Origin of the sequence: Streptomyces sp. SID11385 (genome assembly GCF_010548245.1) — a bacterium.
GTDB lineage: Bacteria > Actinomycetota > Actinomycetes > Streptomycetales > Streptomycetaceae > Streptomyces.
Map to the genome: position 1 here is coordinate 1 of NZ_JAAGLR010000428.1, position 21,209 is coordinate 21,209.

Below are 21,209 nucleotides of genomic sequence, written 5' to 3' on the forward strand. Positions count from 1 at the left end.
GGCCTCGGCCGCCGCGAGTGCCGCCGCCGCCGACTCGGGCGTGGCGGCGTCCACGCCGAGCGCGGCGAGCGCGGCGACGACGGCGGAGCGGGGCACGTCGACGGTCTGCCCGGGCCCTTGCGAGTAGGAGGTGGCCACTCCGTGGAGCGCGGCGAGCCGGGCGAGTGCCATGTCGGGTCCGCTTTCTCATCGTCGCGCGGCCGGGGGTCAGACGGCCACGCAGGGCCTTCCGGGCGCGTAGGTCTCGGCGGGGTGCGGGTCGGCGAACGGGGGCTCGCTGGTGAGGGGGACCGCCTCGGCGAGCGGGGGTTCGCTCGTCAGCGGGGCGGTGTCGGTGAGGGGAGGCTCGCTGGTCAGTGGGGGTTCCTGGGTGCCGTGCGAGGCGGCGCCAGGGAGGCCGGCGTCGGGATCGGACGCTGCCGACAGGTCGGGCCGTGCGGGTCGCGGACGCCGGAAGTCCGCGAGGCGGTGGCGGTCGACCGGGGATGCCGGCAGGTCCGGGCGTTTGGAGAGGGCGGACAGAAGCAGTTGAGCCGGTGTTCCCACGGGGGCCTCCTCGGGTGGGGTGCGTGGTAGACGCAGCCCTACCCGCTGGGGACGGGGGCACCCGTGATTGGGGGTGGGAGGTGGTGCGCGTCACATTTTGGCGTGGCGGGGGCGGGGGCGGGGGGTGGCGCGCCGTTCCGGCCAGAGCCGGAGGGACTGGATGAGAACGCGCCGGAACCGCCTGGTGGGTCACCTCAGTGCGAACACCCAGCGGTTCGCCGCCAGGGCGTCGTTCGGTTCTGGCAGGGGGCCGCGGCCCAGGGCGCGGCTGTGGTCGAAGGGGGTGCGGGTCTCGGTGCGCCAGCCGCGTTGGGCGAGGGTGGCGGCGGAGTCGGGGCGGGGGCTGGTGTCGAAGAGGCCGAGGAGGTCGATGCCGAGGCGGTCCCGGGCCTGGGTGTAGACGGGGGAGTCGCGGACGGCCGCCGATTCGAGGCCGAGCTTGATCTCGTACGCGAGGCTGCTGCCCGCGGTGCTGTAGGTGTGCAGGTCGGTGAGGATCTGCGCCTCGGCGGCGGCGGGGAGGTAGAGGAAGAGTCCTTCGGCGAGCCAGGCGGTGCGCTGGGAGGGGTCGAAGCCCGCCTCCTTGAGCGGTCCGGCCCAGTCCTCGCGGACGTCGGCGGCGAGGACCCGGCGTTCCGCGGCTCCCGGCACGGGCGGCAGTGCGTCGAGCACGCGCTGCTTGAAGGCGAGGACGGGGGCCTGGTCGATCTCGTACACGACCGTCCCCTCGGGCCAGGGGAGCCGCAGGGCACGGGTGTCGAGCCCGGCGCCGAGGAGGACGACTTGGCGTTCGCCGCTGTGTGCCGCGTGCCCGAGGTGGTCGTCGAGCACACGGGTGCGCAGCGCGAAGTACCTGCCGAGCCGCCCCCAGAGCGGATCGGCCTCGCCGCCGGGGACGTCGTCGGGGTGCAGCGGCCAGTCGGCGCAGCCTCCGGCGGCCCGGACGAAGTGCTCGGCGTAGGGGTCGCGGGCGAGGGCGTCGGGGCGGTGGGTCTCGATGGCGCGCGCGGCGGCGACGAGCAGCGCGGTACGGGCCACGCCGGTCTCGGCCCCGCCCCGCACGGCCACGCCCGTCTCGGCCCCGGCTGCGGCGCTCGCGCCACGGCCGGTCCCGGTCTCGACCGGGCAGCCCGCGCCGCCGGGCCCCGCGCCCGTGGTGTCACTCATGAGGAGCCTCCCGGCACCGGTACCTGGGGCCCCGGGACCGCCTCCGGGTGCCGCGTCCATGTCTCCGTGCGCGCGTGGGGGACGACGCGGGCACCGTAGAGGCGGTGCATGAAGGTGAGGATCTGCGTGTCAGGGGTGTGCAGCGCGGTGGTGCAGTCGGCGAGAAGGGTGAGGTGGAAGCCCTTCTGGAAGGCGGTACGCGCGGTGCTGTCGACACAGATGTCGGTGAAGACTCCCGCCAGGACGAGGTGGCCGGCGCCGAGGCGGCGCAGGTGGTCCTCGAAGCCCTCGCAGAGGAAGGCGTCGAAGCAGGCGCGTTTGGCGAAGTCCGCCTCGTGCGGGGCGGCTTCGAGCGGGGCCGCGAGTTCGGCGCCCCAGGAGCCTTCGAGGCACTTGGGCGGGCGGCCCCTGGCGCGGTCCCGGCTCCGCCAGGCGGGACCCTGGTGGGCGGGGTCGCCCAGGAAGCGGACCCAGACGACGGGGACCCCGGCATCGCGGGCCGCGCCGACCGCTCTGGCGGTGTTGTGGACGACGGCGGTGAGCACGGCGGGTTCACCGGAGTAACGGGACGCGGCGAGCGGGCCCTCGCAGAAATCGTTCTGGAGGTCGACGACGACGAGCGCGGTGCCGCCTTGGCCGCTCACCTCGCGAGCCCCGGGGCGAGGTCCTGCCCGGGCGCGGGCACGACCGCCTGCGCGAGGAGCGCCGCCGAGGGTACGGGCTCCCCGGCCGAAGCCAACGCCCCAGCCGGAGCCGACACCCCAGCCGAAGCCGAGACCCCCGCCCCCAGCTCCTCGATGAACGCGTCCACCACCCCGGTCGTCGTGTGCGCGCCGCCCTGGTCGGGGGTACGGACCCCGGCCTCGCCGAGCCGGGCAAGCGCCGCCTCGGTGGCGGCCTCGGCCCCCGTACAACCCACGTACCGCTCCGCGATCGCGGCGGCGGCGCGCAGGGTCGCGACCGGATTGAGGAGGTCGCGGCCCTCCAGGTCGTCGGCGGAGCCGTGCACCGTCTGGTACTCGACGAGTCCGGCGACGTCCGGGTCCAGGTGGACGTTGCGGGTGCAGTGGTCCTCCTGGCGGCCCGAGCCGTAACGGTCGAGGAGGACGAGGTGCATGATGTCGGCCCACTCGTTGCCCGCGAGGAGGACGGTGCGGTCCTCGGGGCGGTGGGCGACGAGGTTCCGGTTGACCGTGTCGGGCTGGAAGACGCCGACCTCGATGCCCTCGCGGGCGGCGAAGTCCCTCACCCAGGCGTCGAGTGCCCCGTCGAGGAGATGGAACTTGTACGCCATGACGATGCGCGCCGGGCCCTCGGGCCACTCCTCGCGGGCGCGGCGCAGCGCGTAGGCGAGGAGTTGTTCGGTGATCTCGCGGCTGAACTCCGTGGTGCGCGAGACGTGCCCGGGGGTGTGGGTGTTCCCGCCGGTGTAGAAGCCCTGTGCCTCGTCGCGGACGAGCAGGAGCCTCGCCCCGTCCGCGTCGAGCGTGTCGACCTTCACGGCGCGCAGCCGCTGCCGGACGAGGTAGAGGCTCTGCGCGTTGATGGCGGTGCGGAAGACGACGCGGGTCCCGGCGGCGGCCCGGGCGCGCAGCCACTCCTCGTAGTGCGCGGCGTCCTCCGCGCTGAGGCGGCGGATCTCGGGGACGCCCGCCCCGCCCGGCTCGGTGGCGAGCGGGCGCAGGGAGACGTAGGAGTGGTAGACGCGCGGGGAGCGGACGAGGGTGACGGGCCGTTCGTGGCGCGCGGCGAGGTGGCCGAGGACGCGCGTGAAGACGGCGGCGACCTCCTCGCCCGTGCCCCGCCCGACGGCGAGGCCGACGGTGGGGGCGGGGTCCGCGGGGAGGGCCGGGCCCGCGGTGGGGGCGGGGTCGGTGTCGGCCGTGGGTCCGGCTGTCTGCTCGCTCATGTCGTTTCGCTCATGTCGTTTCGTTCATGTGGTTCATCTCGGTGGTCCGGGCGTTCCGGCTCAGACCGTGACCCCGCCGACCAGTTGGTCGCCGGGGATGTCGGCCTTCTCGGGGGCGTAGAAGTCCTTGATGCCGTCGACCCAGACGGGGACGGGGAGTTGATCGGCCGTCGTGGGGCCGAAGGCTTCGAAGAGTGCCTCGGTGTTGACGGGCGCGAAGCCGATCGCGGTCATGAGGGCGAGGAAGTCCTGCCGGTCGATGAGGCCGTCGCCGTCCGGGTCGCCGAGCGCGGCGAGGGCTTCGGCGAACTCGGTGACGGTCGCGTCGAAGCGCTCGGGCGAGAGCACGCAGGCGGCGTACTCCTCGAAGTCGATCTCGCCGTCGCCGTTGGTGTCGAGCGTCGTGCGCAGGGTCGTCCAGTACCGCGCGAAGGCCCCGCGCATCCGGTCCTTGGCCGGGGCGGCGGCCTCGGGTGCCGCGGCGACGACCCGGTCGGCCATGAGCGTGAAGTCCTCGGCCTCCAGGACGCCGCTGTCGTTGGCGTCCAGCAGGGAGAAGACGAGCGCGACCCGCTGGGTGGCCTCAGCACGCATGTTCTCTCACTCTCGTGCGGCGGGACCGGTCGCTCCGGCGGCCCGGCAACTCCGGCGGCCCGCTCCGTACGGCCGGACGGTGCCCGGCCGGACCGGACGTCGCCCGGCCCGGGGGATGCCTGCCCCGCTGTTCCGTACCCACACGAATACGAGGAGATTTAACCGAATGGGGTGAAGTACCGCTATTTTCGGGCGCGTTCACTCTTCCGTGTGCTGTACGGAAAGAACACCAGGTGAGGGGCGGGACGGGGTACGGAATCGAGGAGACGGCGCCGGGCACGGGCCGCTGTGAAATTCGTACAAGCTATCTTGTTGTTTCCGTGTGTCCAGGGATGGTTGAGCGGATGGTGGAGGGGAGCAGACACGTGTCCGAACCGGACCGGCTCATCAGCGGCCGTTACCGGCTGCTCGAACGGGTCGGCAGCGGGGGCATGGGCACCGTCCACCTCGCCGAGGACACCATGCTCGGGCGCCGCGTCGCGCTGAAGAAGCTGCACGTGCCGCCGCACCTCGCCGAGGACGAGCTCCAGCGCATGTACGCGCGCACCCGGCGCGAGGCGCGCAGCGCCGCGATGATCACGCACCCGCACGTCATCGTGGTGCACGACGTCGTGGACGACGACGGGCTGCCGTGCATCGTCATGGAGTACGTGCCGTCGCGGACGCTCGCCGACGTGCTCCGCGAGGAGGGCCCGTTGCCGGTCGCCGAGACCGCGCGCATCGGTGCGGCGATGCTCTCGGCGCTCCGCGCCGCCCACGCGGTGGGCGTGCTGCACCGCGACGTGAAGCCGGCGAACGTGCTCCTGGGCCGGGACGGGCGCGTCGTGCTGACCGATTTCGGGATCGCCGTCGAGCCCGGCACGCCCTCGCTCACCCGTACGGGCGAACTCATCGGCTCCGTGCAGTACCTCGCGCCCGAGCGGCTGCGCACCGGGATCGCCGTGCCGGGTCCGCCCGCCGACCTGTGGGCGCTCGGCGCCACGCTCTACCAGGCCGTCGAGGGGCAGCACCCCTTCGACCGGCCGACCCCGATCGAGACGGCGTACGCGATCTTCGAGGCGGCCCACCCGCCGCCCCGTCAGGCGGGCCCGCTCGCCGCCGTGCTCGAAGGGCTCCTCGTCAAGGACCCTTCGCGGCGGATGGACGCGGCGACGGCGGCGCGGCTCCTGGAGCGCGCGGAGCGCGACGACGGCGGCTGGCCGGAGCCGCTGCGGGGCGACGGTGACGGAGCCGCGGCGCGGGTGATCGACGCGACGCCCTCGGGCGGCAACCCGTACCCGGGGACGGGGGCGGTGGAGGCGCTGCCGATGCCGGGCACCTCGCAGGTCCCTGGTACGGGTACGGGGCCGCTCCCCGCGGCGGCGGGGCACCCCGCGTCCGGCCACCCCGCCCACCCCTCCCCCAACCTCGCGGCCACTTTCCCCGGCGAGGCCCCCACCTTCCCGCACCAGGCGACGCCACCGCACACTCGCCTGCCGGACGGACCGGGGCGGCGGCCCCGGCGCCGGGTCCTGTGGGGGACGCTCGCCGCCGTGGTCGTGGCGGGAGCCGGGGCGGCGGGGGTCGTCGCGAAGCCCTGGGAGGGCGGGAGCACGGCGGCCGACTCGGGGCCGAAACAGCCGGTCGCGGCCACGGGCCCCGCGTCCGGGGCGAAGCAGGCCCTTCCGCGGGTACCGGTGGGCTCGATCCTCATGGATGTCCAGAAGGGCCGGGTCGCGGTGCCGATGCCGCGGGAATGGAAGGAGCGGTCCTCGGGCGACGGCGCCTTCCTCGCCTACGACCCGACAACGGTCGCGAATCTGCGCGTCGATGTCAGCACGTACACGGGCGACCCGCTCCAGCACTGGCAGGAGACCGAGGAGCCCCAGACCTCGCACGGCGTGGCGGCCTACCAGCGCGAGAAGATGTCGCGGACGACGTACCGGGGTCACGACGCGGCGTACTGGGAGTACACGTACACCGACGGCGGCACGCGCACGCGTTCGGCCCAGCTCGCCTTCAAGGCGAAGGACGGCACGCTGTACGAGCTGTACCTCGCGGCTCCGGACGCCAAGTGGAAGAGGTACCGCCCCACCTTCGACACGGCCCTGGACGGCTTCCGCTTCCCGGAGTGACGCCGAAGCAGAGCCGCGGCGGCACCGCCCGCTCCCGCGCCACCCCCGCCCTCTCCGCCCTCCCCTCGGAGTCCCCTCCCCCTCGGAGTCCGCCCATGCCCCGGCTCAGCAAGCTCGGCTTCCTCACGATCGGCCTCTTCGACCCCGCCTCGCCGCGCGCGGGCCACGAGTCCACGCTCGGCCTCATCACGCACGGCGAATCCCTCGGGCTCGACTCCGCCTGGGTCCGCCACCGCCACCTCCAGTACGGCATCTCCTCCCCCGTCGCCGTGCTCGCCGCGGCGACCCAGCGGACCTCGCGCATCCAGCTCGGCACCGCCGTCACGCCGCTCGGCTGGGAGAACCCGCTCCGGCTCGCGGAGGACTGGGCGACGGTCGACGTGCTCTCGGGCGGGCGGCTGAACCCGGGCTTCAGCGTCGGCCCGCCGATGCGGTACGAGGAGGTCAGGGGCGCCCTGTACCCGGACACGGCGGAGGCCGAGGACTTCTCCTACACGCGCGTCTCGCGCCTGCTCGCCTGCGTACGCGGCGAGCCGGTCACGGCGGACGGCGCGACGACCGGCTTCGAGGCCCGCTCCGACGTCGTGCAACCGCACTCGCCCGGGCTCGCCGAGCGCCTGTGGTACGGGGCGGGGAGCCTGCGTTCGGCGCGGTGGGCGGGCGAGCAGGGGCTCAACCTGCTGACGAGCAGCGTGGTGAGGTGGGACCCCGCGATCGCCCAGGACGAGGGCGTCCCGCCGTTCGCCGCGATCCAGCGCGCGCAGATCCGCGCCTTCCGCGCGGCCCACCCGGACGGCGCCCGCGCCCGCGTCTCGCAGGGCCTCGTCGTCGTACCGACCGACTCGGCGACGCCCGCGCAACGGGAGCGCTACGCGGCGTACGCGCGCGAGCGCCTGCCCCGTACGACGACACCGCAGGGCCCCGCCGGGCTGCTCTTCGCGCCCGACCTCGTGGGCCCCTCGGCCGAACTCGCCGAGCGGCTGCACGCGGACCCCGCCTTCCAGGAGGTGGACGAGGTCGCCTTCGCGCTGCCCTTCGACTTCGCGTACGAGGACCACGTCCAGATCCTCGACGACTTCGCGCACCACCTGGGCCCGGCGCTGGGCTGGAAGCCGGCCGGCTGAGGGCGGGGGCCCGACGAGGGTGCGCGCGGGAGGGGCGTGCTCAGGCGGGGGCCGACACCTCTCCGAAGGGCTGTGCGCCCCCCGAGCCCACGCCCTGGCTCCCCGGCCCGAGACCTTGACCGCCGGAGCCGAGAACCTGACCGCCGGAGCCGAGCCCCTGGCCCGCCACCGTCCCCCAGCCCTCCGCCACCTCTCCGGCCTGCTGCCCGCCGAGCGCCTCGATCCGCGCGAGGGCGTCGTCGGCGCCGAAGGGGCGCAGGTAGGGGAGCCAGCTCGGGTCCCTGTGGCCCGTACCGATGATCCGCCAGGCGAGTCCGGAGGGCGGGGCGGGGGCGTGGCGCAGGCGCCAGCCGAGGTCGGCGAGGTAGCGGTCGGCCTTGGTGTGGTTGCAGCGGCGGCAGGACGCGACGACGTTGTCCCAGGCGTGCCGGCCGCCTCTGCTGCGGGGCACGACGTGGTCGACGCTCGTGGCGACGGACCCGCAGTAGGCGCACTTCCCGCCGTCGCGGGCGAAGAGGGCGCGCCGGGTCAGCGGCACGGGGCCCCGGTAGGGCACCCGGACGTAGCGCTTGAGCCGGACCACGCTGGGTGCGGGGACCGTGCGGCTCGCGCTGTGGAGGAAGGCGCCGGTCTCCTCCAGGCACTGGGCCTTGTTCTCCAGCACGAGGACGAGCGCGCGGCGGAGCGGTACGACGCCGAGGGGCTCGTACGACGCGTTGAGGACGAGGACGTGCGGCACGTGTGCCTCCTTGTACGCCGGCGGCGCGTGGCTCGCGCCGGGACGATCCGCTCCAGTCTCACCCCGGGCCGGGTGGCGGCGCCACCATGGACGGGTAACGGGCCCGACGTGTTTTCGCCCACAGCGGGCCCCGCCCCGACGCCGCTGCCTGGGGCGGAGCGGCCCGGTGGCGCGCAAGCGACGGAGCCTCGGCGCTGCCCCGTTAGTGTGGTGAATCGTCCCCGCACATGGAGGTCCCCGTGGTGTCGCCCGTCCTTACGGCCGCCGGTTCGAGCCCTGATCCGGTCACTTTCCAGGACGCCCAGGAGAGCGCCACGGACGCGGCCGGCTGGGTGCGCGAGAACTGGTCCGACTGGCTCGGCGTGGGGCTGCGCATCGTCATGATCGTGGTCATCGCGCTCGTCCTGCGCCAGGTCGTACGCCGTACGATCACCCGTTTCATAGCCCGGATGAACCGCCCCGGCGAGAACGCGGCGACCACCGCGCTCGGCGGCCTGCTCGTCAACGCGGAGCGCCGCCGCCAGCGCTCGGAGGCCATAGGCTCCGTCCTCCGCTCCGTCGCCTCGTTCCTGATCCTCGGCACGGCGGCCCTCATGGTGCTGTCGACCTTCAAGATCAACCTGGCGCCGCTGCTCGCCTCGGCGGGGGTCGCGGGCGTGGCGATCGGCTTCGGGGCGCGCAACCTCGTGACGGACTTCCTCTCGGGCGTCTTCATGATCCTGGAGGACCAGTACGGGGTCGGCGACACGATCGACGCGGGCGTGGCCAGCGGCGAGGTGATCGAGGTCGGCCTGCGCGTGACGAAGCTGCGCGGCGACAACGGCGAGATCTGGTACATCCGCAACGGCGAGGTCAAGCGGATCGGCAACCTGAGCCAGGGCTGGGCGACGGCGGGCGTGGACGTGACGGTCAAGGCGGACGAGGACCTGGACAAGGTCAAGGCGACACTGGCGTCCGTGGCCGAGGCGATGAGCAAGGAGGAGCCCTGGAGCGAGCGGCTGTGGGGGCCGGTGGAGACGCTGGGCCTGGACTCGGTGCTGCTGGACTCGATGGTGGTCCGCGTGGCCGCCCGTACGATGCCGGGCCAGGCGGTCGCGGTCGAACGCGAACTGCGCTGGCGCATCAAGCACGCCTTCGACAAGGAGGGCATCAGCATCGTCGGCGGCATGCCGGTCTCGTCCCCGGCGGCGGACGGCTCCGACCCGGAGGCCGGGGTGGCGGCCCCCTCGGCGTACGCCTCGGCGACGTCCCCGCAGTCCCTGAACGCGAGCCCGCTGCCCCCGCAGACGCCGTTGCAGAAGTGAGGGGGCCCGGGGGCCCTCAAGACCGCGCGCCCCCGGCCCCCTCACCTCCCCAACTCCCGTGCAGCACACACGAATTGCCGCACCCCACTTGGCTTGTCATGCACCTGTACGCCTCTCCTCCCCCGGGGTACGTTCTCCGACCGACGCGGCGCTCCGCCGCGTTTTTGGGAGCGCTCCCGTAGTACCGCTCCTTCCCCTGGGACGACAGGAGGAACGTGGTGAAACGCCTCATGGCCGTGCTCGCGGCCTGTGCGATGGCACTCGGGCTCACCGCCCTGACCGGCTCGCCGGCGTCGGCCGCCGCCGGCTGCAAGGTCGAGTACGGCGTCAGCAATCAGTGGCAGGACGGCTACCAGGCCACGGTCAAGGTCACCAACCTCGGCGACCCGGTGACCGGGTGGAAGCTCAGCTTCTCGCTCCCGGGCACGGGCCAGAAGGTGGTGCAGGGCTGGAACGGTACGTGGTCGCAGTCCGGCGCGACGGTCGGCGTCACACCCGTCGACTGGAACCGCACGCTCGCGACCGGCGCCTCCGCCGACCTCGGCTACGTCGGCGCCTTCAGCGGCGCGAACCCCGCTCCCACCTCGTTCGCCCTCAACGGCGTGGCCTGCACCGGCTCGACGGGCGGCGGAGGAGAACAGCCGGGCGGCGACACCGGAACGCCCGTCGCCGCGAACGGACAGCTCCACGTCTGCGGCACCCACCTGTGCAACCAGTACGACCGCCCCATCCAGCTCCGCGGGATGAGCACGCACGGCATCCAGTGGTTCAGCAAGTGCTACAACTCCGCCTCGCTCGACGCGCTCGCGAACGACTGGAAGGCCGACCTGCTCCGCATCGCGATGTACGTGCAGGAGGACGGCTACGAGACCGACCCGGCCGCCTTCACGGCCCGCGTCAACTCGCTCGTGGACGAGGCCGAGGCGCGCGGGATGTACGCCCTGATCGACTTCCACACGCTCACGCCGGGCGACCCCAACTACAACCTGGAGCGCGCGAAGACGTTCTTCGCCTCGGTGGCGGCGCGCAACGCGAACAAGAAGAACGTGATCTACGAGATCGCCAACGAGCCGAACGGCGTGAGCTGGCAGGCCATCAAGAGCTACGCGGAGCGGGTCCTCCCGGTGATCCGCGCGGCCGACCCGGACGCGGTCGTCATCGTGGGCACGCGCGGCTGGTCCTCGCTCGGGGTCTCGGACGGCTCGGACGAGAACGAGATCGTCAGCAACCCGGTCAACGCGAGCAACATCATGTACGCCTTCCACTTCTACGCCGCGAGCCACAAGGACAACTACCGCACGACGGTGAACCGGGCGGCGTCCCGGCTGCCGCTCTTCGTCACGGAGTTCGGCACGGTGAGCGCGACGGGCGGCGGCGCGCTCGACCGGGCGAGCACGACGGCCTGGCTCGATCTGCTCGACCAGCAGCAGATCAGCTACGCGAACTGGACCTTCTCCGACGCCCCCGAATCAAGCGCGGCCCTGAACCCGGGCACGTGCGACGGCACGGACTACTCCAGCGCGGAAACCCTGACGGAATCGGGAGCCTTGCTGAAGGCCCGCATCAGCACCCCGGACAACTTCCCGACGAGCTGAGGGAGCGGAGGCGGACGCCCCGGACCGGGAGCCGGTTCGGGGCGGTCCCCTGCGTCGGGGGCTCCTTGACGGGCAAGCCCGGTAGACCCCGCAGGCAGCCGCCGGAACCCCTCACTCTCCCCGCACCACCACCCCGTCCCCCGCCGGAAACCGCGCCCCGCCGCCCTCCTCCCACCTCACCACCACCGCCAACCCGCCCAGCGGGCCGTGTTCCGTGCGGACGGCAGCGACCACGCGCCAGGCGTCCGCGTAAACGACCACATCCCCCGGCACCAGCAGAACCGCTCTCCGTGTCAGCGGGACTCCGCGATCCTCACCGGCTGGGCGATCCTCACCGGCTGGATACGGTCCAGCGAGGCGTCCCATTCGAGTCCACCTCCCACCGGTCGCAAGTACGCCTGGCGGGAGACCACGCGGTTCGAGTCCTGGTGGCGCTCCACGAGGACCGCCCTCAAGAGGCCGGTGCGCTGCGTGAGCGCGTCCCTCATCAAGGTGCCTGCCGGAGGCGGCAAGTCGTCGTGGCTGACGGTGGTGGGCGGCATCGTTCCCTCATCGATCGGCTCTTCCCCGCGTCTCACACAACCGCTCCCGCGCCTCGGCAACTTGCACAGCGTTTGCACAGAGCGCGAGCGTACGAGTGCCCACAGTGAGAAGATGGAACGGTCGTGACAACTGCCGTACGGGGAAGGCGAAGTCCATGAGCGCGACCACCGTTCCCGGCCCCGGGACCAACGTGGCCGTCCGGCGCAAGGCGCGCGGGCTGAGTCAGGTCGCCCTGGCCCGCAGGGCCGGCATCTCCGTGTCCCTGCTGAGCAAGGTCGAGGTGGGCGACCGGGCGCTGACGCAGGGCATCGCCGCCGCGCTCGCGTACGCGATGGGGCTGACGCTCGACGAGTTGCTCGGCACCGCTCCGGTCGCGGGCGCGGACGAACAGCGGCTCGGGGCACTCAACCACGCGGTGCGCCGCTTCGACATCCCGGGCCCGCCGCCGGACCGCCCGGAGGACCTGCCGCTCACCCTGGCACAGCTGAACGCCCACCGTTACCGCACCGAGTTGCGCGCCGTACTCGGCAAACTGCCGGACCTCCTGACCGACGCGACCAACCACGCGCACGCGACGTGGTCCCCCGACGCGTGGTCGCGCGTGGCCGACACCTACAGCCTCGTCTACTGGCTCGCCGCCCGGCACCGCTGGATGCACCTCGCCGAACTGGCCGTCCTGAAGCAGCGGTTGGCGGCGGAGCGCGCACACCCGATCGCGGCGGTGGTCGCCGCGCGCGACGAAGCCGGGACGTTCCTCAACTCGGGTGACTTCGCGGGTGGCCTGGCGATAGTGGACCGCGCCGTGGTGCGGGCGGAGTCAATGCTCCAAGGACGCGAACGGGTTTTCGGCCTCGGCATCCTGCACCTGCGGGGCCTCACCCTGGCCGGACGCCTCCGGGACAAGGCCGCCACGGAGGAACACCTCGGGGCAGCCTGGCGAGCGGCCGAGGCGTACGGCGCGGACGGCGACGCCCACGGCATCCACTTCGGCCCGGACCAGACCGCGACCCACGCCATCGCCACGTACACGGACCTCGATGAGCACCGCCGCGCCCTGGACACCGCCGATGACCTGCTCCGTGGCGGAACCGCCCTCCCGCCGACCCGCATCGGTCCGCTGCACATGAACCTCGGCCGTTCCCACCTCGCCCTCGGCGACCGTGACGGAGCGCTCTCCGAGTTGGAGGCGGCTTGGGACGTCGCTCCGGAAATGGCGCGCGTACACCCCACGAGTCAGGAGCTGATACGGGTCCTGACCTCGCTCCACCGCCGCAGCAACCCCCGCCTCACCGCGCTCACCAAGCGTGCGGGCGTGTCTTTCTGACGCCCCGTCTCCTCACCCCTTCCGGTACCACCCCGCCACCGATCGCTTGTACCCCTCCGGCATCCGCAGCCCCGCCACCTCGCCCTCCGTGAAGAGCCCCAACTCCCGGTGTTCGTCGCTCAGTACGGGGACCTGGTCCGGCGTCAGCAGGTGGCAGCCGTACGTCAGGATCAGGACGCGTTGGCCCGGCAGTGGCTCGTAGAGCCAGGTGTCCAGGAGGGCTGCGGGCCGGATGGCCCAGCCCGTCTCCTCCCGCAGCTCGCGGATCACCGCCGCCTCCGGGTCCGCGTCCTGCGGGTCGAGCTGTCCGCCCGGCAGCTCCCACTCGTCGCGTTCGTTGCGCAGGAGGAGGACGCGGTCCCGCGTGTCCAGCGTCACGGCCTTCACCGAGACCGGCCAGCGCGCCATTCGCACCCCCTTGAGCGTTTTGCCCGTATTCGCGATTCATTGCGCCAATTCCCCACCCTCGCCCCACCCTTCCCCTCCCCCGCCTCCCACGAAACCCGCCTATTGACTCCCGTCCGCCCGTCCTTTAAGTTCCTGCCACCGATAGGAAACCTTCCTAACAATGCCGTTGGGAAGGTCAGGAACCCCCGAAGGGCGGGTCGCAGGCGATGGCTTCCAGCACCACCCCCGGCATCCCGGCCGCGACGCCCGGCACCCCCGCCGTCCTGCGCGCGATGAACGATCGCGCCGCGCTCGACCTGCTCGTCCTGCACGGGCCGCTCACGCGGACGCGGATAGGGGAGCTGACCGGGCTCTCGAAGCCCACGACCTCGCAGCTCCTCGCACGGCTCGAAACCGCCGGGCTCGTCCGCAGCAGCGGGAGCGAGAGCGGCCGGCCCGGGCCGAAGGCGCTGCTGTACGAGGTCGAGCCGAGCGCCGCGCACGTCGCCGCGCTGAGCGTCGGGCACACCGGGATCAGCGCCGTCGTCGCCGACATAAGGGGCCGCGTCGTCGGGCGCGGGCGCGTCGAGGCCGACGCGGTCGCCGAGGACGTACGCAACCGGACCGCGCAGCTCGTACGCGAAGCCGTCGAGGCCGCGCTCGCCGAGGCGGGGCTGGGGGCCGACCGCCTGCACCACACCGTGATCGGTACGCCCGGGGCGCTCGACCCGGCCACGGGCGAGCTGCGCTACGCACCCCACCTGCCCGGCTGGCACTCCCGCACGCTCCTGGCCGAGCTGGCCGAGGAGATCGGCACGCCCGTACGGATCGAGAACGACGTCAATCTCGCGGCGCTCGCCGAGCAGTACCAGGGCGCGGCGCAGGACCACGACGACTTCGTGCTCGCCTGGGTGGACCGTGGCGTGGGCGCCGCGATCGTGCTCGGCGGCACGCTCCTGCGCGGTGCGACGGGCGGCGCGGGCGAGATCGGCTACATGCCGCTGCCCCACGCCCCGCTCGCGCGCGGCGGCGAGGACGCGACGGCGGGGGACGACGGGGGCGGCGGCCTCCAGAGCCTCGTCTCCATCGCGGCGGTACGGACCCTCGCGGGCGGCGCGCCGCTCGCCGAAGCGCTCACCGTCCCCGCCGTGCTCGACGAGACCGCGCGGCGGCTCGCCTCCGGCATCGCGGCGGTCGTCGCGGTCGTCGATCCCGAACTCGTCGTGCTCTCGGGGCAGGTCGCCGAGGCCGGGGGCGAGGAGCTGCGTACCCGCGTCGAGGCGGAGCTGACCGGGCTCGCACTGCCGAGGCCGCTCCTGCGGATCAGCGAACTGGAAGGCGACCCGATCCTCGTGGGCGCGCTGCACATCGCCCTCGAACAGGCCCGCGACGCCGTCTTCGACACCAGTTGACAACTGTTCACCGAGCGGGACGAGAGCTCGCGTCCAAGGTGGACATTCGTTCACCGAGCGCCCCTCGCCCGCCCACCCACAGACCGCCGGGGCCCGCCCGAGGAGACTCCCCCGTCCAGCCCGGACGGACCCCGGCCACCAGCCCGCACGACCAGCAGGACCGCACAACCCGCAGGACCGGCACCACCAGCACCACCCCGCAGGACCCCGCACCATCCCCGGCCCCGCCCGCCCCCACTCCCACCGGGTCGGCCGACCCCCCGCCTCCCCCGTATCCCCGTCCCACGAAGGAAGCCAGCCATGCCGCGTTGGCGCATACCCGTCCCCCGGCCGAAGGCCGCACGGACGGCCTCCGCAGGCCCCCTCGCCCGTACGACCGCCGCGAGGACCCGGCGCCGTGCCGTGATCCCGCTCGCCGGGCTCGCGAGCGCCGCGCTCGTCCTGACCGGTTGCGCGAACCCGAGCACCGGCAGCGCGGACGACGACCCGACCAAGCCCGTCACGATCAAGTTCTGGCACGGCTGGTCGGCGCCCGGCGAGGTCAAGGCGATCAACGACTCGATCGCCCGCTTCGAGAAGCTGCACCCGAACATCCACGTGCAGGCGACCGGCAACGTCAGTGACGCGACGATCAACCAGGCGCTGCGCGCCGGTGGTTCGAAGGCCCCCGACGTCGTGACCTCCTTCACGACGAACAACGTGGGGCAGTACTGCTCCTCGGGCATGTGGGCCGATCTCGATCCGTTCCTGAAGAAGAACGGCATCGACAAAAACAAGGTCTTCCCGAAGACGCTGCTCGACTACACGCAGTACGAGGGCACGCAGTGCGCCCTGCCGCTGCTCGCCGACGCGTACGGGATGTACTACAACAAGGACCTCTTCAAGGCCGCCGGGATCTCCCGGCCCCCGCACACCATCTCGGAGATGAAGGCGGACGCCGCCAAGCTCACCGAGAAGAACTCCAACGGGACGCTCAAGCGTGCCGGTTTCATGCCCAACTTCCGCCTGTACCAGAACAGTCCTGACCGGATGTTCGCGCAGTGGGGCCCGGAATACTTCAACAAGGAGGGCAAGGCCCAGCTCGCCAAGGAGCCGAAGACGTACGCCTTCTACAAGGCGATGGACGACATCTCCAAGGCGCAGGGCGGTTACGGGAAGCTGGAGCGCCTGCGGGGTTCCTTCGGCGACGAGATGTCCGCGCAGAACGGTTTCCTCACGCAGAAGCTCGCGATGCACCTCGACGGCGAGTGGCGCGGTCTCATGCTGGACGAGGCGAAGGCGAAGTTCGACTGGGGCGTCGCCCCGCTCCCCGTACCGGACGACCAGGCCGAGACCTACGGGCGCGGCTACCTGACCGGGACCGTCGCGGGCGTGGCGCACAGCAGCAAGCACCAGAACGCGGCCTTCGAGCTGGTCAGGTTCCTGACCACGGACACCGAGCAGGTCGTGGACTTCGCCAACGCGATCCACAACGTGCCCTCGACCTTCGCGGCGCTCAAGTCGCCGAAGCTCGACGCGGACCCGGCCTTCCAGCAGTTCCTCAAGATCGCCCAGAACCCCGACAGCCAGGCGATCCCGCCCTCCAACAACGGCGGGCAGTACATCACCTCCCTCCAGGATTTCTCGTACTCGGTCGAGGAGGGCAAGGTCCACGACCTCAAGAAGGGGCTTGAGGACCTGGACCACCAGATCGACGCCGACAACCTCCAGTCCGAGAACTGAGGCAGCGAACCATGGCACTCTCCTTCCCGGCCGGACGCGCCGGCACCAGCACGGACGGTAAGCCTTCGGCAGGCGCTCCGCGCGACAGCGCGCCCCTGCGGCGCAAGAAGAACCGCGCGCGACTGCGTACGGTCGGATTCCTCTCCCCGTGGCTCATCGGATTCTCGGTCTTCTTCGCTTATCCGCTGATCGCGACCGTCTATTTCTCGTTCATGCACTACAACCAGATCAAGTCCCCGGAGTTCGTGGGGCTGAAGAACTGGAAGTACGTGTTCACGCAGATGCCGCTCTTCGGCCCCTCGCTGTGGAACACGCTGTGGCTCGTCGTGGTCATGGTGGCGCTGCGGGTGGTCTTCGGGCTCGGCATCGGGCTGCTCGTCACGAAGATCAAGTCCGGGGTCGGCATCTTCCGGACGATCTTCTACCTGCCGTACCTCGCCCCGCCCGTCGCGGCCACGGTCGCCTTCGTCTTCCTGCTCAACCCGTCCACGGGCCCGGTCAACGAACTGCTCGGCCACCTCGGCATCGACGCGCCGACGTGGTTCAACGACCCGCACTGGTCGAAGCCCTCGCTCGTGATGCTCTCGCTGTGGGGCATCGGCGACCTGATGGTCATCTTCATGGCGGCGCTGCTCGACGTGCCGAAGGAGCAGTACGAGGCGGCCGAGCTGGACGGAGCGGGCGCGATCGGCAAGTTCCGCTACGTGACGTGGCCGTCGATCACGCCGATCGTGATGTTCGCCGTGGTCACGGGTGTCGTGCAGACGATGCAGTACTACACCCAGGCACTTGTGGCCGGAAAGCTCGCCTCCGGCGTCAACATCGGTCCCGGTTCGTCCATCCAGCCCGGTTATCCGGACCACTCGACCATCACGGTCCCCCAGCTCGTCTACTCGATGGGCTTCCAGAACTTCAACACCGGCGCCGCGTGCGTGCTCTCGCTCGTGCTCTTCGCCATCGCCATGGCCGTCACCCTGCTGCTCATGCGCAAGAGCACCGGCCTGCTGACGGAGGACTGACCCATGACCTCGACCACTTTGCACCCGCCGGTCCAGGCGTCCGCCGGGGACACGCGAACGGCCCGCGCCCCGCGTGCCGACAAGCGCAAGAAGGTGCTCCACTTCATCGCCGTGCACACGGTCGCGATCGCCGTGGCGCTCCTGTTCATCCTGCCGTTCGTCTTCGTCTTCCTGACCTCGGTGATGAGCGACGGCCAGGCGATGAGCGGCGACCTGTGGCCCAGCTCCTGGCACTGGGACAACTACTCGAAGGTCTTCCACACCGACGGCTTCCTGACCTGGTGGAAGAACTCGATTATCTACGCGGTCGTCGGCACCCTCTTCACCGTGTGCTCGTCCGTGCCCGTCGCGTACGCCCTCGCGAAGTTCCGCTTCCGGGGCCGCAAGACGGCGATGATCATGGTGATCTCGACGATGATGCTGCCCCCGCAGGTCATCGTGATCCCGATGTACCTCGTGTGGGCGCAGCAGTTCCACCTCTCCGGCTCGCTGTGGCCGCTCATCATCCCGATGGCCTTCGGCGACGCGTACTCGATCTTCCTGCTCCGTCAGTTCCTGCTGACGATCCCGAAGGAGTACGTCGAGTCGGCGCGGGTCGACGGCTGCGGCGAGTTCAGGACCCTCCTCAAGGTCATCGTCCCGATGGCCAAGCCCGGGATCGCCGCCGTGGCGCTCTTCCAGTTCTTCTACTGCTGGAACGACTACTTCGGCCCGCAGATCTACGCGGCACAGAACCCCGGCGCCTGGACGCTCAGCTACGGGCTCGAATCGTTCAAGAGCGCTCACTCCGTGAACTGGAACATGACGATGGCGGCCACGCTGCTGGTCATGGCGCCGGTCGTCATCGTCTTCTTCTTCGCACAGAAAGCCTTCGTCGAAGGCGTCACTCTCACCGGGGTCAAGGGCTGAGGCCCACCCCGAGCAAAGGGCTGAGATCCAATGAAGCTCACCGTGGTCGGCGGCGGATCGACCTATACCCCCGAACTCATCGACGGCTTCGCCCGCCTGCGCGACACCCTGCCCATCGAGGAACTGGTGCTGGTCGACCCCGCGGCCGACCGGCTCGAACTCGTCGGCGGTCTCGCCCGGCGCATCTTCGCCAAGCAGGGCCACCCCGGCAGGATCGTCACCACCTCGGACCTCGACGCGGGTGTCGAGGGCGCGGACGCGGTGCTCCTCCAGCTCCGCGTCGGCGGCCAGGCGGCCCGCAACCAGGACGAGACGTGGCCCCTGGAGTGCGGCTGCGTCGGCCAGGAGACCACCGGGGCCGGTGGTCTCGCCAAGGCGCTGCGCACGGTGCCGATCGTGCTCGACATCGCCGAGCGCGTGCGCCGTACCAACCCGAACGCGTGGATCATCGACTTCACCAACCCGGTCGGCATCGTCACGCGTGCTCTGCTCACCGCCGGGCACAAAGCGGTCGGCCTGTGCAACGTGGCGATCGGTTTCCAGCGCAGGTTCGCCGCGTTCCTCGACGTGGCGCCCTCCGAGATCCACCTCGAACACGTCGGCCTCAACCACCTCACGTGGGAGCTGGGTGCCCGCCTCGGCGGTCCCGAGGGCGAGAACGTCCTCCCGAAGCTGCTCACCGAGCACCTCGACGCGATCGCCGAGAACCTGCACATGCCGCGCGAGGTCGTCACGCGACTCGGCGTCGTCCCCTCGTACTACCTGCGGTACTACTACCAGCACGACGCCGTCGTGCGGGAGCAGCGCACCAAGCCCACGCGCGCCTCCGAGGTCGCCGCGATGGAGAAGCAGCTCCTGGAGATGTACGGGGACCCGAAGCTCGACGTGAAGCCGGAGCTGCTCGCCAAGCGCGGCGGGGCCTTCTACTCCGAGGCCGCCGTCGACCTCGCCGCGGGCCTGCTCGGCCGCTCGGCGGACGGCACCACGACGGGCGGTTCGCCGTACCAGGTCGTCAACACCTTCAACAAGGGCACGCTCCCCTTCCTCCCCGACGACGCCGTCATCGAGGTGCAGGCGAGCATCGACGCGACCGGGGCGACCCCGCTGCCCGTGCCCTCGCTCGACCCGCAGTACACCGGGCTCATCGCGCACACCACCGCGTACGAGAACCTGGCGCTCGAAGCGGCGCTGCACGGCAGCCGCGACGCCGTCTTCAAGGCCCTCCTGGCACACCCGCTGGTCGGCCAGATCGAGTACGCGGAGAAGCTCACGGACGAGCTGATCGCGCACAACAGGGAGCACCTGGCGTGGGCCTGAGCACGACCGGCGCGGGTCAGGCCGCCGTCCTGGCGATCGACGCGGGCAACAGCAAGACCGACGTCGCCGTGGTCGCAGAGGACGGGACCGTCCTCGGGGCCGCGCGCGGCGGCGGGTTCCAGCCACCCGTGATCGGCGTGGAGCCGGCGATCGACATCCTCCACGAGATCGTGGAGCGTGCCCTCGCCGACGCCGGGCTGCCCCTCGTCGGCGGGGCGCGGCACACCTCGGCGTGCCTGGCCAACGCGGACCTCCCGGTCGAGGAGGCCGAGTTGGCCGCCGCGATCGAGGCGCGCGGCTGGAGCGCGAGCACGAGCGTGTACAACGACACCTTCGCGGTGCTGCGGGCCGGGCTCCTGGAGGACGCCGACCCGCGCGGGGTCGCCGTGGTGTGCGGCGCGGGCGTCAACTGCGCCGGGATGCACCCCGACGGGCGCACCGCCCGGTTCCCCGCGATCGGCAAGATCTCCGGGGACTGGGGCGGCGGCGGGGGCCTGGCCGAGGAGGCGCTGTGGTTCGCCGCGCGCGCCGAGGACGGGCGGGGCGAGCCGACCGCGCTCGCGCGGGAGCTGCCCGCGCACTTCGGGCTCGACTCGATGTACGCGCTCATCGAGGCGTTCCACCGCGGACGGCTCGCCTACGGGCGGCGCCACGAGCTGAACCCGGTGCTCTTCTCGACGGCCGCGGCGGGTGACGCGGTCGCCTCGGCGATCGTGGAACGCATGGCGGAGGAGGTCGTCGTCATGGCGACCGTCTCGCTCGGCAAGCTCGGGCTGCTCGACGAGGAGGTCCCCGTCCTGCTCGGCGGCGGCATACTCGCCGCGCGCCACCCGCAGCTCAACGGGCGCATCGAGGAGTTGCTCGCCGCGCGGGCGCCGCGCGCGGTGGCGCGGGTGGTCAAGGAGCGTCCCGTGCTCGGTGCCGCTCTCCTCGGTCTCGACCACCTCGCCGCGCCGGTCGACGCGCACCGCACGGTGCGCGCGCACTACGCGCAGGGGCCGGGAGCGGCGTCAACGCCGCTGGCCTCGCCGACCGCCGCCGGGACCTGAGCACTCCCCAACTCCCCCTCCTGACACGGCCGTCCCGCACACGCGGGGCGGCCGTTCACTTGTTCGGGTGAACCGGGAACGGAGGGGAACCGGGCACGCCGCTCCGTTCGTATGTGAGAGCGAGTGGCGCGCACGCCTGTACGGGGTGACGCCACGGCACGGGGTCGCGGCGACCCCGGAGCGCGGGGGCGCGTACGCCGGTCGTTTTCCACGGGTTCGCCCGTGAACGCCGGGCGATCGCCACGCGATCCGGCGGAAGGCCGTGTCCCCCGGGGCCACCGGGGGACATACTGGCGCCCGGCAACCGACAGGACCGACGGGGGAGGTCGACGTGACAGAGCGCGGGAAGAGCGGCGCGGCACCGCCGGGGCGCGCGGGCGCGGTGAGCGCCGTCGAGGCGGAGGGGTACGCCCCCGTGCCGCCCCAGGGCGGCCC

The 21,209-nt window shown here is 72.1% G+C and carries 18 protein-coding genes and 1 pseudogene; 11 read left to right on the forward strand and 8 right to left on the reverse strand.

Annotation, left to right across the window (positions count from 1 at the left end; genetic code table 11):
* Positions 1 to 207: 207 nt before the first annotated feature.
* The 5 genes from G3I42_RS36945 to G3I42_RS12935 all read right to left on the reverse strand — a co-directional run bounded on the left by G3I42_RS36945 (position 208) and on the right by G3I42_RS12935 (position 4,043).
* Entirely contained in the window at positions 208 to 546 is a 339-nt protein-coding gene (locus G3I42_RS36945; RefSeq protein ID WP_343244536.1) for a hypothetical protein, read from the reverse strand.
* A 189-nt stretch (positions 547 to 735) separates the two neighbouring features.
* Positions 736 to 1,713, reverse strand: a complete 978-nt coding sequence (locus G3I42_RS12920; protein ID WP_164285508.1) for an SAM-dependent methyltransferase — start codon at positions 1,711 to 1,713, stop codon at positions 736 to 738.
* Entirely contained in the window at positions 1,710 to 2,357 is a 648-nt protein-coding gene (locus G3I42_RS12925; protein WP_164285510.1) for a cysteine hydrolase family protein, read from the reverse strand. Before G3I42_RS12925 ends, G3I42_RS12920 begins: the two co-directional genes overlap by 4 nt.
* Entirely contained in the window at positions 2,354 to 3,622 is a 1,269-nt protein-coding gene (locus G3I42_RS12930) for an isocitrate/isopropylmalate family dehydrogenase (RefSeq protein WP_164285512.1), read from the reverse strand. The genes G3I42_RS12925 and G3I42_RS12930 overlap by 4 nt, the downstream gene beginning before the upstream one ends.
* Before the next feature lie 10 nt (positions 3,623 to 3,632).
* Positions 3,633 to 4,043 carry a hypothetical protein gene (locus tag G3I42_RS12935; protein ID WP_239096420.1) on the reverse strand — a complete coding sequence of 137 codons (411 nt, stop codon included), beginning with the start codon at positions 4,041 to 4,043 and terminating at the stop codon, positions 3,633 to 3,635.
* Positions 4,044 to 4,548: 505 nt separating this feature from the next.
* Here G3I42_RS12935 and G3I42_RS12940 point away from each other — a divergent pair.
* Positions 4,549 to 6,330, forward strand: a complete 1,782-nt coding sequence (locus tag G3I42_RS12940) for a protein kinase (protein WP_164285516.1) — start codon at positions 4,549 to 4,551, stop codon at positions 6,328 to 6,330.
* A gap of 95 nt (positions 6,331 to 6,425) precedes the next feature.
* Positions 6,426 to 7,454: an LLM class flavin-dependent oxidoreductase gene (locus tag G3I42_RS12945; protein ID WP_164285518.1), complete on the forward strand. Its 1,029-nt coding sequence runs from the start codon at positions 6,426 to 6,428 to the stop codon at positions 7,452 to 7,454.
* A gap of 217 nt (positions 7,455 to 7,671) precedes the next feature.
* On the opposite strand, the pseudogene G3I42_RS12950 reads toward G3I42_RS12945, so the two are convergent.
* A pseudogene (locus tag G3I42_RS12950) lies at positions 7,672 to 8,193 on the reverse strand (HNH endonuclease); the annotation flags it as partial.
* Positions 8,194 to 8,420: 227 nt separating this feature from the next.
* Here G3I42_RS12950 and G3I42_RS12955 point away from each other — a divergent pair.
* Both G3I42_RS12955 and G3I42_RS12960 read left to right on the forward strand, forming a co-directional pair.
* On the forward strand, positions 8,421 to 9,497 hold the full coding sequence (locus G3I42_RS12955; RefSeq protein ID WP_164285522.1) for a mechanosensitive ion channel family protein: 1,077 nt from the start codon (positions 8,421 to 8,423) through the stop codon (positions 9,495 to 9,497).
* 218 nt (positions 9,498 to 9,715) lie between these two features.
* A complete protein-coding gene (locus G3I42_RS12960; protein WP_164285524.1) occupies positions 9,716 to 11,092 on the forward strand; it encodes a cellulase family glycosylhydrolase in 1,377 nt (458 codons plus the stop codon).
* A 293-nt stretch (positions 11,093 to 11,385) separates the two neighbouring features.
* On the opposite strand, the gene G3I42_RS12965 is transcribed toward G3I42_RS12960, so the two are convergent.
* Positions 11,386 to 11,634, reverse strand: a complete 249-nt coding sequence (locus G3I42_RS12965; protein WP_164285526.1) for a hypothetical protein — start codon at positions 11,632 to 11,634, stop codon at positions 11,386 to 11,388.
* Positions 11,635 to 11,789: 155 nt separating this feature from the next.
* Between G3I42_RS12965 and G3I42_RS12970 the strand changes: the two genes are divergently transcribed.
* Entirely contained in the window at positions 11,790 to 12,959 is a 1,170-nt protein-coding gene (locus G3I42_RS12970; protein WP_164285528.1) for a helix-turn-helix transcriptional regulator, read from the forward strand.
* A 12-nt stretch (positions 12,960 to 12,971) separates the two neighbouring features.
* Here the strand turns inward: G3I42_RS12970 and G3I42_RS12975 are convergent, their stop codons facing one another.
* Positions 12,972 to 13,367, reverse strand: coding sequence for an NUDIX hydrolase (locus G3I42_RS12975; protein WP_164285530.1), 396 nt, complete (start codon positions 13,365 to 13,367; stop codon positions 12,972 to 12,974).
* 206 nt (positions 13,368 to 13,573) lie between these two features.
* Here G3I42_RS12975 and G3I42_RS12980 point away from each other — a divergent pair, with 206 nt between their 5' ends.
* From G3I42_RS12980 to G3I42_RS13005, 6 genes are all read left to right on the forward strand, one after another.
* Positions 13,574 to 14,758, forward strand: coding sequence for an ROK family transcriptional regulator (locus G3I42_RS12980; protein WP_164285532.1), 1,185 nt, complete (start codon positions 13,574 to 13,576; stop codon positions 14,756 to 14,758).
* A gap of 402 nt (positions 14,759 to 15,160) precedes the next feature.
* Positions 15,161 to 16,480, forward strand: coding sequence for an extracellular solute-binding protein (locus G3I42_RS12985; RefSeq protein WP_164285543.1), 1,320 nt, complete (start codon positions 15,161 to 15,163; stop codon positions 16,478 to 16,480).
* 11 nt (positions 16,481 to 16,491) lie between these two features.
* Positions 16,492 to 17,499 carry a sugar ABC transporter permease gene (locus G3I42_RS12990; protein ID WP_164285534.1) on the forward strand — a complete coding sequence of 336 codons (1,008 nt, stop codon included), beginning with the start codon at positions 16,492 to 16,494 and terminating at the stop codon, positions 17,497 to 17,499.
* A 3-nt stretch (positions 17,500 to 17,502) separates the two neighbouring features.
* Complete coding sequence (locus G3I42_RS12995; RefSeq protein WP_164285536.1) at positions 17,503 to 18,408, forward strand: carbohydrate ABC transporter permease; 906 nt, start codon at positions 17,503 to 17,505, stop codon at positions 18,406 to 18,408.
* Positions 18,409 to 18,438: 30 nt separating this feature from the next.
* Complete coding sequence (locus G3I42_RS13000; RefSeq protein ID WP_164285538.1) at positions 18,439 to 19,725, forward strand: 6-phospho-beta-glucosidase; 1,287 nt, start codon at positions 18,439 to 18,441, stop codon at positions 19,723 to 19,725.
* Positions 19,716 to 20,774 carry a BadF/BadG/BcrA/BcrD ATPase family protein gene (locus tag G3I42_RS13005; protein ID WP_164285540.1) on the forward strand — a complete coding sequence of 353 codons (1,059 nt, stop codon included), beginning with the start codon at positions 19,716 to 19,718 and terminating at the stop codon, positions 20,772 to 20,774. The genes G3I42_RS13000 and G3I42_RS13005 overlap by 10 nt, the downstream gene beginning before the upstream one ends.
* Positions 20,775 to 21,209 lie beyond the last annotated feature (435 nt).